The following is an 18329-nucleotide window of genomic DNA, read 5'->3' as shown; positions in this document are numbered from 1 at the left end:
AAGTGCTCCATCATTTTTATTCGGCTGATTCCACGGCCGCGAGCATGCGCACCACGTCTACCGTTTCCGCCACATCATGGACGCGCAATATACGCGCTCCTTTAACCGAAGCGAGTGCTGCGAGAGCCAGACCACCATAAAGACGCTCACCCACGAGGCGGTTCAATGCGTGGCCAATCATGCTTTTGCGTGAGACACCAACCAATAGCGGACGCCCCAGCGCATGCAGGGCTTCCATATGCTTGAACAAGCTTAGATTGTGCTGCAGGGTTTTCGCGAAACCGAAACCGGGATCAAGAATGATCCGTTCGGCAGGAATACCCGCCGCCGCACATTGAGTCATGCGCTCTGCCAGAAACTCACCCACTTCCCGGGTAACGTCCTGATAATGCGGATTGTCCTGCATGTCACCCGGCTCGCCGAGCATGTGCATCAGGCAGACCGGCAACCCGGTCGCGGCTGCGGCATCCAGCGCGCCATCGCGGCGCAGCGAGCGCACATCATTGATCAACCCGGCACCCAGGCGCGCCGTTTCACGCATCACCGCAGGCGTCGAAGTATCGACCGAGATGACTACATCCAGCTCGCGATTGATCAACTCCACGATCGGAGCTACGCGTTCCAACTCCTCCAACGGCGAAACCGCTCGAGCGCCAGGCCGGGTCGATTCGCCGCCGACATCGATCAGCGTCGCACCAGCAGCCACCATGGCTTCGGCGTGGCGCAAGGCCACGTCGAGCTGGTTGTATCGGCCACCGTCGGAAAAGGAATCGGGAGTGACATTGAGAATACCCATGACATGCGTCTGGGCCAAATCAAGAACCCGGTTGCCGCAAGGCAACCGGGTCAGGGACTGTACAGAAGTCATTTCAAGCCTTAAACGTCAGCAGCCGGACCGCCGATCGGTGTTTCCGGGCGCTCATCCTGAATCACTGGAGGCGGGGGCGTACCCGTGCCACCGGTCCAGTCACGCGGTTCGCGAGGCGTACGACCCGCCATGATGTCGTCGATCTGCTCGGCATCGATGGTTTCGTACTTCATCAGCGCATCAGCCATGGCATCCAGCTTGTCACGGTTGTCCGTGAGGATCTGCTTGGCCGTGCCGTAGCACTGGTCAATGATGCTGCGCACTTCGGAGTCGATCAGCTTGGCAGTCTCACCGGAGAAACTTGCATTCTGACCGCCACCACCGCGACCGAGGAACACTTCACCCTCTTCTTCGGCGTACATCAGCGGACCGAGCTTTTCCGACAGACCCCACTTGGTCACCATGTTCCGCGCAATCTGACTGGCACGCATGATGTCGTTGGAAGCGCCGGTGGTCACACCGTCGAAACCAAGGGTCATTTCTTCAGCGATACGGCCACCGTACAGCGAGCAGATCTGACTGATCAACGCACGTTTGGACAGGCTGTAGCGATCTTCTTCCGGCAGGAACATGGTCACACCCAGCGCACGACCACGTGGAATGATCGAAACCTTGTAGACCGGATCATGCTCAGGTACGACGCGACCGACAATAGCGTGACCCGCTTCGTGATAAGCGGTGTTCTGCTTCTCTTTCTCGGACATGACCATCGATTTGCGCTCGGCGCCCATCATGATCTTGTCTTTGGCCAGCTCGAACTCTTTCATTTCGACGATGCGCTTGCCGCTGCGTGCAGCGAACAGCGACGCTTCGTTGACCAGGTTGGCCAGATCGGCACCAGAGAAGCCCGGGGTACCACGTGCGATAACGGCCGGGGCAACGTCGTCACCCATTGGCACTTTGCGCATGTGAACCTTGAGGATCTGCTCGCGACCACGGATATCCGGCAAACCTACAACGACCTGACGGTCGAAACGGCCCGGACGCAGCAGCGCAGGGTCGAGTACGTCAGGACGGTTGGTAGCGGCGATCACGATGATGCCGTCATTCATTTCAAAGCCATCCATCTCTACCAGCAACTGGTTGAGAGTCTGCTCACGCTCGTCGTGACCGCCGCCCATGCCGGCGCCACGGTGGCGACCGACGGCGTCGATTTCGTCGATGAAGATGATGCACGGCGCATGCTTCTTGGCCTGCTCGAACATGTCGCGAACGCGGCTTGCACCAACACCCACGAACATTTCAACGAAGTCGGAACCGGAAATAGTGAAGAACGGAACCTTCGCTTCGCCGGCAATCGCCTTGGCCAGCAAGGTTTTACCGGTACCCGGAGGGCCGACCATCAATACGCCGCGAGGAATACGACCACCCAGGCGCTGAAACTTGCCCGGATCACGCAGGAACTCAACCAGTTCGCCGACCTCTTCCTTGGCTTCGTCGCAACCTGCAACGTCAGCCAAGGTGGTTTTCACCTGATCTTCGGAAAGCAGGCGTGCCTTGCTCTTGCCGAAGCTCATCGGTCCGCCCTTGCCGCCAGCACCGCCCTGCATCTGGCGCATGAAGAACATGAACACCGCGATGATCACCAGGATCGGGAAGCTCGCCACCAGGAGTTGAGTCCAGATGCTTTGCTGTTCAGGCTGCTTGCCCTCAACCACAACGTGGTTGTCGACCAGGTCGCCGATCAGGCCATTGTCCTGGATCGCCGGACGAATGGTCTTGAAGCTGTCGCCATCGTTGCGCTTGCCGGTAATCACATAGCCGTCAACGGCTACGCGCTCGACCTTGCCATCCTTGACCTGCTGGATGAAGTCGGAATAGTTGAGGGTCTGCGGCTCGTTAGGGCTGGAGAAGTTGTTCATCACCGTCACGAGGACTGCCGCGATGATCAACCACAGGATCAGATTCTTTGCCATATCGTTCAATTAACTACCCTCTGAAGCAAGCTCCGCTACTGGCGCGCGCTTCGCATGATATTCACCGGCCTAACTTACTACATTACCTACAACTCTGGCAGGCGCCGTCTGTAACCCTTTGTGAAACACTTTCTACACAATATTCGCTTATGCACGCGGGGCAAAATACGAAAAACCTATCGCCCCGGCAAAAAACCTCGTTTTACTCGTTACCACCGCGGTAACCCCAAGCCAGCATATATTGCTCGCGGGAGCTGCCTCGGGAAGAATCCGGCTTGATCATCTGGATCTTGTCGAATTTCTTGCGAGCATCCTTCAGGTAAACATCGAAACCTTCACCCTGAAAGATCTTGATCACGAAATTGCCACCCGGCTTGAGTATCCGTTCCGCCAGATCAAGCGCCAGTTCGCAAAGGAACATGGCTTTCGGCATATCCACTTCAGGCGTACCACTCATATTGGGGGCCATATCGGAAATCACAAGGTCCACCTGCGAATTACCCACGGCCTCAAGGATTCGCGCGAGCACTTCGTCCTCGGTGAAGTCACCCTGAATGAAGGTAACGTCCGGGATGCTGTCCATTTCCAGAATGTCCGAAGCGATCAGACGCCCCTGCCCGCCGATCAGCCGACTGGTGACCTGCGACCAGCCGCCGGGCGCTGCGCCCAGGTCGACAACGCTCATGCCGGAACGGATCAGCTTGTATTTCTCCTGGATCTCCAGAAGCTTGTAACTTGCACGCGAACGGTAGCCATCCTTCTGCGCCTGCTTCACATAAGGATCGTTGACATGTCGTTTCAGCCAACCAAGGCTTGTCTTGGAACGCGCCATTGGGCACCTCGATGATTAGGGTCGTGATTAATTGGGCGGATCCACGAACCCTCGGGTAAAATGGCCGCCATTTTACAGAATCCAGACGAAAGGGTCAGATTATGCCGCTCACTCCAGAGCAGAAGAAACAGTACAAATCCATTGGCCACCACCTGAAGCCGGTTTTGACGGTGGCGGACAACGGACTGACTGAAGGTGTATTAGCCGAACTCGAACGCGCACTGGCGGATCACGAGCTGATCAAGATCAAGCTCAACATCCTCGATCGCGAGTCGCGCCTGGCGCACATTGCAGAATTGTGCAAGGTCGGCAAGGCTGACCTGGTTCAGGTCATCGGCAAGATGGCACTGGTTTATCGCAAGAACTTCAGCGTCAACAAGCAGCTGTCGAACGTTCATCGCTTCAAGTGATGACAAGGGTCAAGGGTGTGCTTCGCGCACCCTGCCACTCCATCCCGGCAGCGGTTGCAACACCAACACCACACCGGAGAAGCCCAACAGCAGAAAACTGAATTCCTGCCAGCGCTGCGCTTGCGGCCAGCCGACACGCACTGCAATAAACATCGCACACGCATACACCGCCATCAGCAACACCTGCCCGCGAAAATCCCGCCATAGACTGGCAAGGCCATCGGCCTGTACCAGCACCAAAGCCTGAAAAATCACGCATGCCGCGGCAAAACCCGCCACCGGCACTTCGAATGCATCGGCAACTTCATCGATCAGCAACGGTGCCAGGCCAATCTTGCCCAACACCGGTCGCAAACCGAGATGTATCAACCAGAAGCCGCCGACCCACAACATCTGGGTCAGCTGCCAAAGCATGGCGCCCGCACGTAGCGGGCGCCTGCCTTCAGATGTGACGGACTTCGACAATCTCGTACTCGATAACGCCACTCGGCGTTTTCACGGCGACCACATCACCCTCTTCCTTGCCGATCAAGGCACGGGCCAATGGTGAGCCGACCGAAATCTTGCCGAGTTTGAAGTCAGCCTCGTCCTCACCCACGATGTGGTAAGTGACGCTCTCATCAGTCTCGACGTTGGCGATTTCGACGGTAGTACCGAAGATCACTTTGCCGGTGTGCGGGATAGTCGTGACGTCGATGATGACCTGATTCTGAATCCGGCCTTCGATGTCACGGATCCGCGCCTCGACCATGCCTTGCTGTTCGCGGGCGGCATGGTATTCAGCGTTTTCCTTCAGGTCACCCAACTCGCGAGCCGTACCGATGTCCTGGCTGAGCTTCGGACGAACGACCTTGGTCAGGTGAGCGTGTTCTTCTTCCAGGGCTTTCGCGCCCTGGACGGTCATTGGGTATTTGATCATGCCTTCAATCCTGCGTGTAGATCCTGCAAGCGGCGCACGGTCTTCTCGGGACCGAACTTCAGCGCTTCGCAGATAGCTTCGCCCGCAGCAATGGTGGTGGTGCAGTAGATCTTGTGCTGCAGGGCATTACGACGAATGGAGTAGGAATCAGCGATCGACTGACGGCCTTCGGTGGTGTTGATGATCAGAGTGACTTCGTCATTCTTGATCATGTCAACCACGTGCGGACGCCCCTCGGTCACCTTGTTCACACGGCGCACTTTCAGGCCTGCAGCTTCGATCAGCTTGGCAGTGCCGGCAGTCGCGACCACTTCGAAGCCCAAGTTGATCAGATCACGGGCCACGCCTGCAACCAGCGGCTTGTCATCATCACGCACGCTGATGAACGCGGTACCGCCGGTCGGCAGCACTTCGCTGGCGCCCATCTGGGCCTTGGCGAATGCTTCACCGAAAGTGTCGCCGACGCCCATCACTTCACCGGTGGACTTCATCTCTGGGCCGAGGATCGGGTCAACACCAGGGAACTTGGCGAACGGGAACACCGCCTCTTTCACGCTGTAGAAGTTCGGGATGATTTCCTTGGTGAAGCCGATTTCCTTCAGGGTCTTACCGGCCATGACGCGAGCAGCGATCATTGCCAGGGAAACACCGATGCACTTGGACACGAACGGTACGGTACGCGAAGCGCGCGGGTTGACTTCGATGACGTAGATGTCTTCGCCCTGCAGCGCCAGTTGCACGTTCATCAGGCCGACAACGCCCAGTTCCAGGGCCATTTTCTTGACCTGTTCGCGCATCTCGTCCTGGATGTGTGCCGGCAGCGAGTACGGCGGCAGCGAGCACGCGGAGTCACCGGAGTGAACGCCCGCCTGTTCGATGTGCTGCATGATCGCGCCGATCACCACGTCCTTGCCGTCGCAGACCGCATCCACGTCCATCTCGATGGCGCAGTTGAGGAAGTGATCAAGCAGCACCGGGCTGTCGTTGGACACTTGCACCGCATCACGCAGGTAGCGCTTGAGTTCGTCTTCCTTGTAAACGATTTCCATCGCGCGGCCGCCCAATACATAGGACGGGCGCACCACCAGCGGATAACCGATTTTCGCGGCAGCGCGAACGGCTTCGTCTTCGCTGCGCACGGTGGCGTTTGGCGGCTGACGCAGGTTCAGGCGCTCGACCATTTGCTGGAAGCGCTCACGGTCTTCGGCGCGGTCGATGGCGTCAGGGCTGGTACCGATGATCGGCACGCCAGCGGCTTCGAGGGCACGCGCCAGTTTCAGCGGAGTCTGGCCCCCGTACTGGACGATTACGCCTTTCGGCTTCTCGACGCGGCAGATTTCCAGCACGTCTTCCAGGGTTACCGGCTCGAAGTACAGACGGTCGGAAGTGTCGTAGTCGGTGGAAACGGTTTCCGGGTTGCAGTTGACCATGATGGTTTCGTAGCCGTCTTCGCGCAGAGCGAGGGCAGCATGTACGCAGCAGTAGTCGAACTCGATGCCCTGGCCGATACGGTTCGGACCGCCACCCAGAATCATGATCTTGTCGCGACCGGACGGCGCGGCTTCGCACTCCTCCTCGTAAGTAGAGTAGAGGTAAGCGGTGTCGGTGGCGAACTCGGCGGCGCAGGTGTCAACGCGCTTGTAGACCGGGAACACTTCCAGTTTTTGACGGTGAGTACGCAGATTCTTCTCGGTCACACCCAGCAGCTTGGCCAGACGCTGATCGGAGAAGCCTTTGCGCTTGAGCTTGAACATCAGGTCGCGGTCGATGGCGGACAGACCGAGGGTCTTGACCTTCTCTTCGTCCTTGATCAGATCTTCGATCTGCACCAGGAACCACGGGTCGATCATGTTCATGCCGAAGATGTCTTCGACGGTCATGCCGGCGCGGAAGGCGTCCGCCACGTACCAGATACGCTCGGCGCCCGGCACGGTCAGCTCGCGCTTGAGGATGCTCATGCTTTCCGGATTGCTCAGGTCGAGCTTCTCGTCCAGACCGCAAACACCGACTTCCAGACCGCGCAGGGCTTTCTGCAGGGATTCCTGGAAGGTGCGACCGATGGCCATGACTTCGCCGACCGACTTCATTTGAGTGGTCAGGCGTGCGTCAGCGTTGGCGAATTTCTCGAAAGCGAAACGTGGCAGCTTGGTGACGACGTAGTCGATCGACGGTTCGAAGGACGCCGGAGTCTTGCCGCCGGTGATGTCGTTCGACAGTTCGTCGAGGGTGTAGCCCACAGCCAGCTTGGCCGCGACTTTGGCGATCGGGAAACCGGTGGCTTTCGAAGCCAGTGCCGAGGAGCGCGATACACGCGGGTTCATCTCGATCACGACCATGCGGCCGGTGTCCGGGCAGATGCCGAACTGCACGTTGGAGCCACCGGTCTCGACGCCGATCTCGCGCAGTACCGCCAGCGAGGCGTTACGCAGGATCTGGTATTCCTTGTCGGTCAGGGTCTGTGCCGGAGCAACGGTGATCGAGTCACCGGTGTGCACGCCCATCGGGTCGAAGTTTTCGATCGAGCAGACGATGATGCAGTTGTCCTTTTTGTCGCGGACAACTTCCATTTCATATTCTTTCCAGCCGATCAGCGATTCGTCGATCAGCAGCTCTTTGGTCGGCGACAGGTCCAGACCGCGGGCGCAGATTTCTTCGAACTCTTCACGGTTGTACGCGATACCGCCGCCGGTGCCGCCCATGGTGAAGGACGGACGGATGATGCACGGGAAACCCAGACGCTCGAGGACGGCGTTGGCTTCTTCCATGCTGTGGGCGATACCGGAACGCGGGCATTCCAGGCCGATCGACTTCATGGCCTTGTCGAAACGCGAACGGTCTTCAGCCTTGTCGATGGTGTCGGCGTTGGCGCCGATCATTTCCACGCCGAACTTTTCCAGAACGCCTTCGCGCTCCAGGTCCAGGGCGCAGTTCAGAGCAGTCTGGCCGCCCATGGTTGGCAGCACGGCATCCGGACGCTCTTTTTCGATGATCTTGGCCACGGTCTGCCACTTGATCGGCTCGATGTACGTGGCGTCAGCCATGTCCGGGTCGGTCATGATGGTGGCCGGGTTGGAGTTCACCAGGATGACGCGGTAACCCTCTTCGCGCAGGGCTTTGCAGGCCTGGGCGCCGGAGTAGTCGAATTCGCAGGCCTGGCCGATAACGATCGGGCCAGCGCCGAGAATCAGGATGCTTTTAATGTCTGTACGTTTTGGCATGGGTTTGTCACTCAAATCCGCAGGTCAGTCGGCAAGCCGTCTTGATCGATTTCTGAAGCCCTGAGGGGCGCCACCGGTGTCGGGGCCGCCCTCGAGGGCTTCTCGCTACAGTCTCAAGGCGAACGCTTAGCGTCGCTTGGCCATCTCGTTGATGAAGCGGTCGAACAGGGGCGCCACATCGTTCGGGCCCGGGCTCGCTTCAGGGTGGCCCTGGAAGCTGAACGCGCTCTTGTCAGTGCGCTCGATGCCTTGCAGGGTGCCGTCGAACAGCGACTTGTGGATCGCACGCACGTTGGCCGGCAGGGTCGCTTCGTCAACCGCGAAACCGTGGTTCTGGCTGGTGATCATCACAACGCCAGTGTCCAGATCCTGCACCGGGTGGTTGGCACCGTGGTGGCCATGACCCATTTTCAGGGTCTTGGCGCCGGAGGCCAGAGCCAGCAGTTGGTGACCGAGGCAGATGCCGAAGACCGGAATTTCGGTTTCCAGCACTTCCTTGATCGCCTTGATTGCGTAGTCGCAAGGCTCCGGGTCACCAGGGCCGTTGGACAGGAACACGCCGTCCGGCTTGAGTGCCAGCACATCGGCAGCCGGGGTTTGCGCCGGCACCACGGTCACGCGGCAGCCGCGCTCGACCAGCATGCGCAGGATGTTCAGTTTGACGCCGTAGTCGTAGGCAACCACGTGGTACGGCAACTCGGACGCTTCGATGGTCGCGTGGCTGTCGGTCTTCAAGTCCCAGACAGTGGAGCGCCATTCGTACTTTTCCTTGGTGCTGACGACTTTCGCCAGATCCATGCCCTTCAGGCCCGGGAAGCCTTGCGCGGCGGCAATTGCAGCTTCTTCGGAGATGTTGTCGCCGGCCATGATGCAGCCGTTCTGTGCGCCTTTTTCACGCAGGATGCGGGTCAGGCGACGAGTATCGATACCAGCGATTGCCACAACATTGTTGGCTTTCAGGTAGTCGGACAGGGACATCGTGTTACGCCAGTTGCTCGCTACCAGCGGCAGGTCACGAATCACCAGGCCTGCGGACCATACGCGGTCAGACTCGGCGTCTTCCGGCGTGGTGCCGGTGTTGCCGATGTGCGGGTAAGTCAGGGTAACGATCTGCTGGGCGTAGGAAGGATCGGTAAGGATTTCCTGATAGCCGGTCATTGCGGTGTTGAACACCACCTCACCAACGGTTTGACCGTCGGCTCCAATGGCTTCGCCGCGAAAAATGCTGCCATCAGCAAGGGCGAGTATGGCTGGCTTAGTCAAGAAGACCTCCCGTAAATAACGCATGAAAGGGCAATCGCAGGTTGTAAAAAAGCGGAGTGACGTATGGACACGTCACCCCGCTTCTTCACCGAATTATTCTGCGCGCTTTTAGTGGACACACTAAAGCTGTAGCTTACAGAAAAAGGCTTTTTTGGTCCACCGCTAAAGAGCCTAAAAGGCCGGAGAATGCGACAGGCCGTCGCGCGGTGCAGAAAAACCAGCGCAAACCGGGCGTTTGCGCTGGGTAAAGCAGTCAATTAATGCAGGTCGAGCACGTCCTGCATGTCGTACAGACCCGGCTCGCGACCATCCAGCCACAACGCCGCACGCACCGCACCCTTGGCGAATGTCATGCGACTGGAAGCCTTGTGCGTGATCTCCAGGCGCTCGCCTTCGCAAGCGAACAGCACGGTGTGATCGCCGACCACATCACCACCACGCACGGTAGCGAAACCGATGGTTTCCCGCTCGCGCGCACCGGTGTGGCCTTCACGGCCATAGACCGCAACCTTCTGCAGATCACGATCCAGCGCCTCGGCGATCACTTCACCCATGCGCAGGGCCGTGCCCGAAGGCGCATCGATCTTGTGCCGGTGATGCGCCTCGATGATCTCGATGTCCGCATCATCGCCCAGCACCCGAGCGGTCATTTCGAGCAGCTTCAGCGACAGATTGACCCCAACACTGAAGTTGGCCGCGAACACGATCGGAATATCCTTGCCCGCCTCGGCCAGCAGTTGCTTCTGCGCAGCATCCAGCCCCGTGGTGCCGATGACCATGGCCTTGCCAGCCTTGCGACAGAACGCGAGGTTTTTCAGCATGACTTCCGGCAGGGTGAAATCGATCAGCACATCGAACTCTTCAGCCACCGATTCGAGATTGCCGGACAACGGCACACCGATGCGACCCAGCGAAGCCAGCTCACCGGCGTCCACCCCGATCAGCGTACTGCCGGGACGAACGATCGCCGCGGTCAGGCCGGTCAGCGGCGCGCGCTGTTGCACGGCCTCGACCAGAATCTTGCCCATGCGCCCGGCGGCGCCCATCACAGCTATACGTCGCATGCCGACTCCTTACAGATCGCCGAAGAAGCGCTTCACGCCATCGAACCAACCGGTGGTTTTTGGCGAGTGACTGTTGTCATCCGCCAGCGAGCTGCGGAACTCTTCGAGCAATTCGCGCTGACGACGATTCAGATTGACCGGGGTCTCGACCGCTACACGGCACATCAAGTCGCCCGCACCACCGCCCCGCACCGGCGCCACGCCTTTGCCGCGTACACGGAACTGCTTGCCGGTCTGGGTGCCTTCAGGGATTTTCAGTTTGACGCGACCGTCGAGGGTCGGGATTTCCAGCTCGCCGCCGAGCGCCGCATCAACAAAGCTGATCGGCACTTCGCAGAACAGATGTTTGCCATCGCGCTGGAAGATGTCGTGTTCGCGCACGTTGATCACCACGTACAGGTCGCCGGTCGGGCCGCCCTGGGTGCCCGCCTCGCCCTCGCCAGACAGACGAATGCGGTCGCCGGTATCAACGCCAGCCGGCACCTTCACCGACAGGGTCTTGTACTCTTCGACGCGACCGTCGCCGTGGCAGGAATCGCACGGATCGGAAATGATCTTGCCTTGGCCATGGCAGCGCGGGCAGGTCTGCTGCACCGAGAAGAAGCCCTGCTGCATGCGCACCTGACCAATGCCGCCGCAGGTCGGGCAGGTCGATGGCGACGAGCCTTTCTTCGCGCCGGAACCATCGCATGGCTTGCAATTGACCAGTGTCGGAACGCGAATATTCACGGTGGTACCGCGTACCGCTTCTTCCAGATTCAGCTCCAGGGTGTAGCGCAGATCGCTGCCACGCTGGGCGCCGCCACGGGAACCGCCGCGACCACCACCGAAGAAGTCACTGAAGACATCGCCAAAGATGTCCGAGAAATTCTGCCCGCCGAAACCGGCGCCACCGCCACCCATGCTTGGGTCGACGCCAGCATGACCGTACTGGTCGTACGCCGCGCGCTTGCTCGAATCGGACAATACTTCGTAGGCCTCGTTGGCCTCTTTGAACAGTTCTTCCGACGCTTTGTCATCGGGATTACGGTCCGGGTGATGCTTCATCGCCAGACGACGATAGGCCTTCTTCAGGTCTGCATCGCTTGAACCACGCTCTACACCCAATACTTCGTAATAGTCACGCTTTGCCATAAGTCTTTTGCACTCTTGAGGACGTTCGGCAAACCCCTCCTGAGGATGGCCAAACTCGTTGAGCCCCAATACAGGCCCGGACCCAACTCACGTCAATTCAACGATCCTGGTCTTTGTTTCTTTTGGTACTTGCGGCGCGAAAAGCAGGAGCATTCCCGGCCATACCAGCAGCAGGCAAACCTTGTCGCATGCTGTAAAAATTCGTGTATTCCAGATACGCCAACGCGGGAGCAAGCTCCCGCGCGGCGACATCCTACCAGTCACCGCCGCAAGGCAGTCAACCGGCCGACCAACAACTTACTTGTGGTCTTTGACTTCTTCGAACTCGGCATCGACAACATCGTCAGCCTTTTCAGCTTTCTCGTCGTGCGGTGCCGCGCCTTCAGCAGGCTGAGCCTGTTCGGCGTACATCTTCTGAGCAACCGGAGCCGAGACTTTCGACAGCTCTTCGATCTTCGCTTCGATGGCAGCCTTGTCGTCGCCTTTCACAGCGGCTTCCAGTGCAACCACAGCGGCTTCGATCGCGGTCTTCTCTTCAGCGCTGACCTTGTCGCCCGCTTCGGTAACCATTTTGCGAGTCGAGTGAACCAGTGCATCACCCTTGTTACGGGATTCAGCCAGTTCAGCGAACTTGCGGTCTTCCTCGGCGTTCAGCTCGGCATCGCGAACCATCTTCTGAATTTCTTCATCCGACAGACCGGAGTTGGCCTTGATGGTGATCTTCTGCTCTTTACCGGTCGCCTTGTCTTTCGCACCAACGTGCAGAATGCCGTTAGCGTCGATGTCGAAGGTCACTTCGATCTGTGGCACGCCACGTGGAGCTGGTGGAATGTCGGCCAGGTCGAACTTGCCCAGGGACTTGTTCTGTGCGGCTTGCTTACGCTCACCTTGCAGAACGTGAATGGTCACAGCGCCCTGGTTGTCATCGGCAGTCGAGAACACTTGCGATTTCTTGGTAGGAATCGTGGTGTTTTTCTCGATCAGCGCGGTCATCACGCCACCCATGGTTTCGATACCCAGGGTCAGCGGGCTGACGTCGAGCAGCAGAACGTCTTTCACGTCACCGGCCAGAACGGCGCCCTGAATCGCAGCACCCATGGCAACCGCTTCGTCCGGGTTCACGTCTTTACGTGCTTCTTTACCGAAGAAATCGGTCACCAGCTTTTGTACCAGCGGCATACGGGTCTGACCGCCGACCAGAATCACGTCGTTGATCGCACCAACGTCGATACCGGCGTCTTTCATGGCGATGCGGCAAGGTTCGATGGTGCGCTGAACCAGGTCTTCAACCAGAGCTTCGAGCTTGGCACGCGAAATCTTCACGTTCAGGTGCTTAGGACCGGTGGCGTCTGCAGTGATGTACGGCAGGTTGACGTCGGTCGACTGCGCGGACGACAGCTCGATCTTGGCTTTCTCAGCGGCTTCTTTCAGGCGCTGCATGGCCAGCGGGTCACCTTTGAGGTTCATGCCGCTTTCTTTCTTGAATTCGTCAACGAGGTAGTCGATCAGACGAATGTCGAAGTCTTCACCGCCGAGGAAAGTGTCACCGTTGGTGGCCAACACTTCGAACTGGTGCTCGCCGTCAACTTCAGCGATCTCGATCACGGATACGTCGAAAGTACCGCCACCCAGGTCATAAACGATCACGGTGTGATCGCCCTTGGCCTTGTCCATACCGTAAGCCAGAGCAGCTGCGGTTGGTTCGTTGATGATACGTTTAACGTCCAGACCGGCGATGCGGCCGGCGTCTTTGGTCGCCTGACGCTGGCTGTCGTTGAAGTAGGCCGGAACGGTGATCACCGCTTCGGTCACAGGCTCGCCGAGGTAGTCTTCGGCGGTCTTCTTCATCTTCTTCAAGATTTCAGCCGAGATTTGTGGCGGTGCCATTTTCTGGCCGTTCACTTCAACCCAGGCGTCGCCGTTGTCAGCCTTGGCGATTTTGTACGGGACCATCTTGATGTCTTTCTGTACGACTTCTTCGTCGAACTTGCGACCGATCAGACGCTTCACCGCGTACAGGGTGTTGTGCGGGTTGGTCACTGCCTGACGCTTGGCCGACTGACCAACGAGGATTTCACCATCGTTGGCGTAAGCGATGATCGACGGCGTGGTACGCGCGCCTTCGGCGTTTTCGATAACTTTGGCTACGCCGTTTTCCAGCACGGAGACGCAGGAGTTGGTAGTCCCCAGGTCGATACCGATAATTTTGCCCATGTTCACTCTCCCGAAACTTTGGATTTTGTTGCCGCAGCAGTGGTGGCTAACTGCGGTAATACTTAAACGCTTGACTTCTAAATGGGGGCCTTGCGGCTAATTTCAAGCCTTCTCGTCAATCGAAGGCGAAATTGGCGCCGGCGCCTTGCTGACCACAACCATGGCCGGACGCAACAGGCGGCCATTGAGCTGGTAGCCCTTCTGGAACACCTTCAGAACGCTGTTCGGTTCGACGTCGGCGCTTTCCTGCATGGCCATTGCCTGATGGTGAACGGCATTGAACGGTTCGCCATGCGGATCGATCGCTTCAAGCTGGTAACGCTTGAGGGTGTCGTGGAACATTTTCAGGGTCAGCTCGATGCCTTCGCGCATCGGACGGATGCTTTCGTCGTCCGGGCTCGACAGTTCGAGGCCGCGCTCCAGGCTGTCAACGATCGGCAGCAAGTCACCGGCGAACTTTTCCAGCGCAAACTTGTGCGCCTTCTCGACATCCTGCTCGGCACGACGGCGGACGTTCTGCAGATCGGCAGCTACGCGCAGCGACTGATCCTGCGCGGCGGCCAACTGCTCTTCGAGCACTTGTACACGGGTCGCCAGGTCGTCACCCGAAGTTTCGGGCGCCTGATTGGCTTCTGGATTTTGCGTATCTACTGTCTGTTCGTCAGCCATAGAATTCTCCTTTCAATTACGTCCGCGAGCTGTACTCGCGCTTCTGCCCCGATATATGGGGCCGCAAAATCAGGCTTCAAGGGCCTGCAATGATTAACCCTACAAAAAAGTGCTGCATTGTCATTCCCGCTCGGACTAAGCATTTGATCGGATCAAGCAAATCGAGCTAAGCGAGGGCATTGTCAGCCTGAAACAAAACACTGTATAAATAACCAGACCTAAAGCCTGGGAGCGGCCTTTATGCTGGTGCACCTGTCCGTACATAACTACGCCATCGTTGAACATCTCGATCTCGAACTCGATCGCGGGATGAGCGTGATCACAGGGGAAACCGGCGCCGGCAAGTCGATCATGCTCGACGCCCTGGGCCTGACCCTGGGCGATCGCGCCGACAGCGGCGTGGTTCGCCCAGGCGCCGACAAGGCCGACATTCTGGCCACCTTCGATCTGGTCGACATTCCCGAAGCCCATGCCTGGCTGGCCGAACGCGATCTCGAAAACGACGGCCCATGCATCCTGCGTCGGGTGATCACCGCTGAAGGCCGTTCACGCGGCTATATCAATGGCACGCCCTGCCCGCTCGGCGATCTCAAGGCCCTCGGCGAACTGCTGATCGATATCCACAGCCAGCACGAACATCAATCGCTGCTGAAAACCGATACCCATCGCCGCCTGCTCGACGAATACGCCGGCGCTACCGACCTGGCCCGTCAGGTCCAACTCGCCGCGCAGCGCTGGCGTCAAACCCGCCAGGAGCTGGAGCGCCTCTCCAATTCTGGCGACGAACAACGCGCGCGCCACCAACTGCTCAGCTACCAGCTTGAAGAACTGGAAAACCTCGGCCTCGGCGACAACGAGCTGGAACAGCTGGAGCAGGAACACAAGAATCTGACCAATGCCGAAACCCTGCTCGGCATCTGCCGACAGGTGGTCGAGCAGTGCAGCGAAAGCGATTCCGGCAATGTGCTGAATGCACTGACCGCCAGCCTCAATCGCCTGTCGAGCGTGAACAACTCGGTTGGCGCACTGGGCGAAGCCAGCAGCCTGCTGACCAGCGCGCAGATCCAGGTCGAAGAAGCCGTGGGCGAACTCAATCGCTTCCTCGACAACTTCGATGCCGATCCGGCGCGCCTGCAGTATCTGGAAGAACGCCTCGACGCAATTTACACCCTGGCCCGCAAGCACCGGATCCAGCCAACCGAAGTCGCCGAGATGCAGCAGAAGTTGCTGGATGAGATCGAAACCCTTAACGCCAACGACGAATCTATCGAGCGCCTGGGTGAAGAACTGGCGTCCTACGCACGCCATTATCAAGAGAAGGCCCGAGAGCTGAGCGACTTGCGTCACCAGGCCGCCGGCAGCCTTGCCAGCGCCGTGGAGCAGGAAATCCAGCGCTTGGGCATGCCGGGCGGGCGCTTCACCATTGAATTGCGCGCCAATAGCAGCGACGAACTGCTGCCCAATGGTCTGGAACAGGTTGAACTGCTGGTCAGCGCCAACCCCGGCCAGCCACTGAAGGCGCTTGCCAAAGTGGCCTCCGGCGGCGAGCTGTCGCGGATCAGTCTGGCGATTCAGGTGATCACCGCGCAGACCTCAAGAGTGCCGACCCTGGTATTCGACGAAGTGGACGTGGGTATCGGCGGGCCGACCGCCGAAATCGTCGGCCAGTTGTTGCGACGTCTTGGCGATCGCGGGCAGGTACTGACCGTGACGCACTTGCCGCAAGTGGCAGCGCAGGGTCATCAGCATTTGTTCGTGCACAAGGTACGGGGCGAACAGGCGACTCACACCGCCGTGTCCAAGCTGAGCAAGAACGACCGTATAGAAGAAGTGGCGCGGATGCTGGGCGGCATCGACCTGACCAAAGAGTCTTTGGCTCACGCAAAAAAAATGGTGGTTACCGCAAAAGTTTAAGCACAGCAGAAAGCACGAAGGCGACCCTTGGGTCGCCTTCGTTCGTTTCGCGAACCTGAAATTCGCGCGACATGCTTACTTTTTCTTGCGTACGTACAGCACCAGATTGTGATCTACCAGATCAACACCGTGCTCCTCGGCAATTGCCTTCTGGAGCTTTTCGATTTCCGGACTGACGAATTCGACGACTTCACCGGTTTCCACGTTGACCATGTGGTCGTGGTGGCCACCGTCGGCCAATTCGAATACCGCGTGGCCACCGTCGAAGTTGTGACGGACCACGAGGCCAGCGGCTTCGAACTGGGTCAGAACACGGTAAACCGTGGCCAGACCGACGTCCTCGCCCGCTTCCATCAACGCCTTGTAGACGTCTTCGGCACTCATGTGACGCTGCTCGGTAGAGTCGAGCATTTGCAGGATCTTGACCCGTGGCAGGGTCACTTTGAGGCCGGCTTTGCGTAGTTCGCTATTTTCAACCATGGTCAGCTTTCTCGCGATGCTGCTTCGCAGCTTCTCTTAATGCGGGTATGATCGGCGTTTACGTTGTCCCAGCCAAGATAGTGGAAGTCGCCCACCGATGCAAAACACCAAGCTCTTGCTAACCAGTTTCACCTTTGTGGGACTGCTCGCACTCGCCGGTTGTTCATTCCCCGGGGTTTACAAAATCGACATCCAGCAGGGCAATGTCGTCACGCAGGACATGATAGACCAGTTACGCCCGGGAATGACCCGTCGGCAAGTACGGTTTATCATGGGTAACCCTCTGCTGACCGACACGTTCCATGCCGATCGCTGGGATTATCTGTACAGCCTGCAACCTGGTGGCGGTGAACGCCAACAGGAACGCGTGAGTGTTAACTTCAACTCCAACGACCAGCTTGTCAGCCTGTCCGGTGACTTCATGCCGGGCGTGAGCCGTGACGAAGCCATTCTCGGCAAGGACAGTGGCACCAGCGTGACCGCCCCTGCTGAAAACGCCGAGAAGCCGAAGCCGGAACAACCAGCCAAACCAGGCTCCTTGCTGGATTCGATCCAGAAGGACGTGGACGGTGTTGAAACCGTTCCGGTTCCGACGCCCGAACCGCTGGACACCTCGCCGCAGTAATGTGCGAGGCAATAAAAAACCCGGAATTTCCGGGTTTTTTATTGCCTGCGATTTGCTCGTCCTACTGATTTCGCGCCTTGGCTTCGGCAGCCTTGGCCGCCCGCAAGCGCCGAACCTCTTTCGGATCTGCCAATAGCGGCCGGTAGATCTCGATGCGATCCCCCGCCTGAATCAAGCGAACCTGTGAATCAGCCACCACCTTGCCGAAGATTCCCAGCGGACATTCGTTCAGGTCCAGCTCCGGAAATTCATCGCCAATACCTGACTTGAGCACCGTCTCACGCACTGTTGTCCCTTCAGGAACGCTCAAAGTGCGCAAGATCTGACGATCCACGGCGGCATACACCACCTCAATCTCGATCACCGGCTCAACCATGCATCTGCTTGGCGCGCTGGCAGAACGCATCCACCAACGTATTCGCCGCCTGATTGAACAGCGGGCCGAGTGTCGCGCGCACCAGCGGGCCGGCGTAGTCGAAAGACAGGTCAAGACTGATCTTGCAGGCCTTCTCGTTCAACGCCTTGAAGACCCAGACGCCATGCAGTTGGTTGAACGGGCCTTCTTCCAGGTTCATCTCGATCGATTGCCCCGGCACCAGCGTATTGCGAGTGACGAAGTGCTGACTGAGGCCACCCTTGGCCACGCCAACGCTGGCACGCATGTGCTCGGGCGAACTCTCCAGCACCTCGGCGGACGAGCACCACGGCAGGAATTCCGGGTAACGCGCGACGTCGTTGACCAGGTCGTAGAGGAATTGCGCCGGGTATGGCAGCAACGCCGAACGTTGAATATGTGTCGTCAT

General features: G+C 58.6%; 17 protein-coding genes. 3 read left to right on the top strand and 14 right to left on the bottom strand.

Features of this window, described 5'->3' with window-relative positions; all coding sequences use genetic code 11:
- Nucleotides 1-16 precede the first annotated feature (16 nt).
- The 3 genes from folP to rlmE form a co-directional block, all read right to left on the bottom strand.
- Complete coding sequence (gene folP, locus ACOYXI_RS23285; protein ID WP_098967152.1) at nucleotides 17-868, bottom strand: dihydropteroate synthase; 852 nt, start codon at nucleotides 866-868, stop codon at nucleotides 17-19.
- Between the two features lie 8 nt (nucleotides 869-876).
- Nucleotides 877-2784 (bottom strand): ATP-dependent zinc metalloprotease FtsH, encoded by a 1908-nt coding sequence (ftsH, locus tag ACOYXI_RS23280; RefSeq protein ID WP_027610779.1) that lies wholly within the window; start codon nucleotides 2782-2784, stop codon nucleotides 877-879.
- A gap of 202 nt (nucleotides 2785-2986) precedes the next feature.
- A complete protein-coding gene (gene rlmE, locus ACOYXI_RS23275) occupies nucleotides 2987-3616 on the bottom strand; it encodes a 23S rRNA (uridine(2552)-2'-O)-methyltransferase RlmE (RefSeq protein WP_003221536.1) in 630 nt (209 codons plus the stop codon).
- A 101-nt stretch (nucleotides 3617-3717) separates the two neighbouring features.
- On the opposite strand from rlmE, the gene ACOYXI_RS23270 reads away from it, so the two are divergent.
- The gene (locus ACOYXI_RS23270; protein WP_003221534.1) at nucleotides 3718-4026 is read left to right on the top strand and encodes a YhbY family RNA-binding protein; all 309 of its coding nucleotides are present in this window, start codon (nucleotides 3718-3720) and stop codon (nucleotides 4024-4026) included.
- 9 nt (nucleotides 4027-4035) lie between these two features.
- Here ACOYXI_RS23270 and ACOYXI_RS23265 read toward each other — a convergent pair whose 3' ends face one another.
- The 8 genes from ACOYXI_RS23265 to grpE all read right to left on the bottom strand — a co-directional run bounded on the left by ACOYXI_RS23265 (nucleotide 4036) and on the right by grpE (nucleotide 14507).
- On the bottom strand, nucleotides 4036-4440 hold the full coding sequence (locus ACOYXI_RS23265; protein WP_223008115.1) for an MFS transporter: 405 nt from the start codon (nucleotides 4438-4440) through the stop codon (nucleotides 4036-4038).
- Between the two features lie 28 nt (nucleotides 4441-4468).
- Nucleotides 4469-4945 carry a transcription elongation factor GreA gene (gene greA, locus ACOYXI_RS23260; RefSeq protein ID WP_003221530.1) on the bottom strand — a complete coding sequence of 159 codons (477 nt, stop codon included), beginning with the start codon at nucleotides 4943-4945 and terminating at the stop codon, nucleotides 4469-4471.
- Nucleotides 4942-8163, bottom strand: coding sequence for a carbamoyl-phosphate synthase large subunit (gene carB / locus ACOYXI_RS23255; RefSeq protein WP_007961429.1), 3222 nt, complete (start codon nucleotides 8161-8163; stop codon nucleotides 4942-4944). The genes greA and carB overlap by 4 nt, the downstream gene beginning before the upstream one ends.
- Nucleotides 8164-8289: 126 nt before the next feature.
- Nucleotides 8290-9426, bottom strand: coding sequence for a glutamine-hydrolyzing carbamoyl-phosphate synthase small subunit (gene carA, locus ACOYXI_RS23250; protein ID WP_027610776.1), 1137 nt, complete (start codon nucleotides 9424-9426; stop codon nucleotides 8290-8292).
- Nucleotides 9427-9683: 257 nt separating this feature from the next.
- A complete protein-coding gene (dapB, locus tag ACOYXI_RS23245) occupies nucleotides 9684-10490 on the bottom strand; it encodes a 4-hydroxy-tetrahydrodipicolinate reductase (RefSeq protein WP_134785409.1) in 807 nt (268 codons plus the stop codon).
- Nucleotides 10491-10499: 9 nt separating this feature from the next.
- Nucleotides 10500-11624, bottom strand: a complete 1125-nt coding sequence (gene dnaJ, locus ACOYXI_RS23240; protein ID WP_003221522.1) for a molecular chaperone DnaJ — start codon at nucleotides 11622-11624, stop codon at nucleotides 10500-10502.
- Between the two features lie 297 nt (nucleotides 11625-11921).
- A complete protein-coding gene (gene dnaK, locus ACOYXI_RS23235) occupies nucleotides 11922-13838 on the bottom strand; it encodes a molecular chaperone DnaK (RefSeq protein WP_003221521.1) in 1917 nt (638 codons plus the stop codon).
- Nucleotides 13839-13940: 102 nt separating this feature from the next.
- The gene (gene grpE, locus ACOYXI_RS23230) at nucleotides 13941-14507 is read right to left on the bottom strand and encodes a nucleotide exchange factor GrpE (RefSeq protein ID WP_007961425.1); all 567 of its coding nucleotides are present in this window, start codon (nucleotides 14505-14507) and stop codon (nucleotides 13941-13943) included.
- A 240-nt stretch (nucleotides 14508-14747) separates the two neighbouring features.
- Here grpE and recN point away from each other — a divergent pair, with 240 nt between their 5' ends.
- Nucleotides 14748-16421 (top strand): DNA repair protein RecN, encoded by a 1674-nt coding sequence (recN, locus tag ACOYXI_RS23225; RefSeq protein ID WP_210559116.1) that lies wholly within the window; start codon nucleotides 14748-14750, stop codon nucleotides 16419-16421.
- A gap of 75 nt (nucleotides 16422-16496) precedes the next feature.
- Here the strand turns inward: recN and fur are convergent, their stop codons facing one another.
- Nucleotides 16497-16901 (bottom strand): ferric iron uptake transcriptional regulator, encoded by a 405-nt coding sequence (gene fur / locus ACOYXI_RS23220; protein WP_003221515.1) that lies wholly within the window; start codon nucleotides 16899-16901, stop codon nucleotides 16497-16499.
- Nucleotides 16902-16998: 97 nt separating this feature from the next.
- Here fur and ACOYXI_RS23215 point away from each other — a divergent pair, with 97 nt between their 5' ends.
- On the top strand, nucleotides 16999-17526 hold the full coding sequence (locus ACOYXI_RS23215; protein WP_027610774.1) for an outer membrane protein assembly factor BamE: 528 nt from the start codon (nucleotides 16999-17001) through the stop codon (nucleotides 17524-17526).
- A gap of 61 nt (nucleotides 17527-17587) precedes the next feature.
- Here the strand turns inward: ACOYXI_RS23215 and ACOYXI_RS23210 are convergent, their stop codons facing one another.
- Nucleotides 17588-17902 carry an RnfH family protein gene (locus ACOYXI_RS23210; protein WP_183784723.1) on the bottom strand — a complete coding sequence of 105 codons (315 nt, stop codon included), beginning with the start codon at nucleotides 17900-17902 and terminating at the stop codon, nucleotides 17588-17590.
- The gene (locus ACOYXI_RS23205; RefSeq protein WP_003221509.1) at nucleotides 17895-18329 is read right to left on the bottom strand and encodes a type II toxin-antitoxin system RatA family toxin; all 435 of its coding nucleotides are present in this window, start codon (nucleotides 18327-18329) and stop codon (nucleotides 17895-17897) included. Before ACOYXI_RS23205 ends, ACOYXI_RS23210 begins: the two co-directional genes overlap by 8 nt.

It is taken from the genome of Pseudomonas sp. G3-19 (assembly GCF_054855875.1).
Note: the sequence above shows the minus strand (reverse complement) of the source record. Positions and strands in the feature narration are given on the sequence as shown.

Excerpts from the sequence above, each read along its gene's own strand:
- folP (WP_098967152.1), bottom strand. The coding sequence starts at position 868 with ATGACTTCTGTACAGTCCCTGACCCGGTTGCCTTGCGGCAACCGGGTT.
- ftsH (WP_027610779.1), bottom strand. The coding sequence starts at position 2,784 with ATGGCAAAGAATCTGATCCTGTGGTTGATCATCGCGGCAGTCCTCGTG.
- rlmE (WP_003221536.1), bottom strand. The coding sequence starts at position 3,616 with ATGGCGCGTTCCAAGACAAGCCTTGGTTGGCTGAAACGACATGTCAAC.
- ACOYXI_RS23270 (WP_003221534.1), top strand. The coding sequence starts at position 3,718 with ATGCCGCTCACTCCAGAGCAGAAGAAACAGTACAAATCCATTGGCCAC.
- ACOYXI_RS23265 (WP_223008115.1), bottom strand. The coding sequence starts at position 4,440 with ATGCTTTGGCAGCTGACCCAGATGTTGTGGGTCGGCGGCTTCTGGTTG.
- greA (WP_003221530.1), bottom strand. The coding sequence starts at position 4,945 with ATGATCAAATACCCAATGACCGTCCAGGGCGCGAAAGCCCTGGAAGAA.
- carB (WP_007961429.1), bottom strand. The coding sequence starts at position 8,163 with ATGCCAAAACGTACAGACATTAAAAGCATCCTGATTCTCGGCGCTGGC.
- dapB (WP_134785409.1), bottom strand. The coding sequence starts at position 10,490 with ATGCGACGTATAGCTGTGATGGGCGCCGCCGGGCGCATGGGCAAGATT.
- dnaJ (WP_003221522.1), bottom strand. The coding sequence starts at position 11,624 with ATGGCAAAGCGTGACTATTACGAAGTATTGGGTGTAGAGCGTGGTTCA.
- dnaK (WP_003221521.1), bottom strand. The coding sequence starts at position 13,838 with ATGGGCAAAATTATCGGTATCGACCTGGGGACTACCAACTCCTGCGTC.
- grpE (WP_007961425.1), bottom strand. The coding sequence starts at position 14,507 with ATGGCTGACGAACAGACAGTAGATACGCAAAATCCAGAAGCCAATCAG.
- recN (WP_210559116.1), top strand. The coding sequence starts at position 14,748 with ATGCTGGTGCACCTGTCCGTACATAACTACGCCATCGTTGAACATCTC.
- fur (WP_003221515.1), bottom strand. The coding sequence starts at position 16,901 with ATGGTTGAAAATAGCGAACTACGCAAAGCCGGCCTCAAAGTGACCCTG.
- ACOYXI_RS23215 (WP_027610774.1), top strand. The coding sequence starts at position 16,999 with ATGCAAAACACCAAGCTCTTGCTAACCAGTTTCACCTTTGTGGGACTG.
- ACOYXI_RS23210 (WP_183784723.1), bottom strand. The coding sequence starts at position 17,902 with ATGGTTGAGCCGGTGATCGAGATTGAGGTGGTGTATGCCGCCGTGGAT.
- ACOYXI_RS23205 (WP_003221509.1), bottom strand. The coding sequence starts at position 18,329 with ATGACGACACATATTCAACGTTCGGCGTTGCTGCCATACCCGGCGCAA.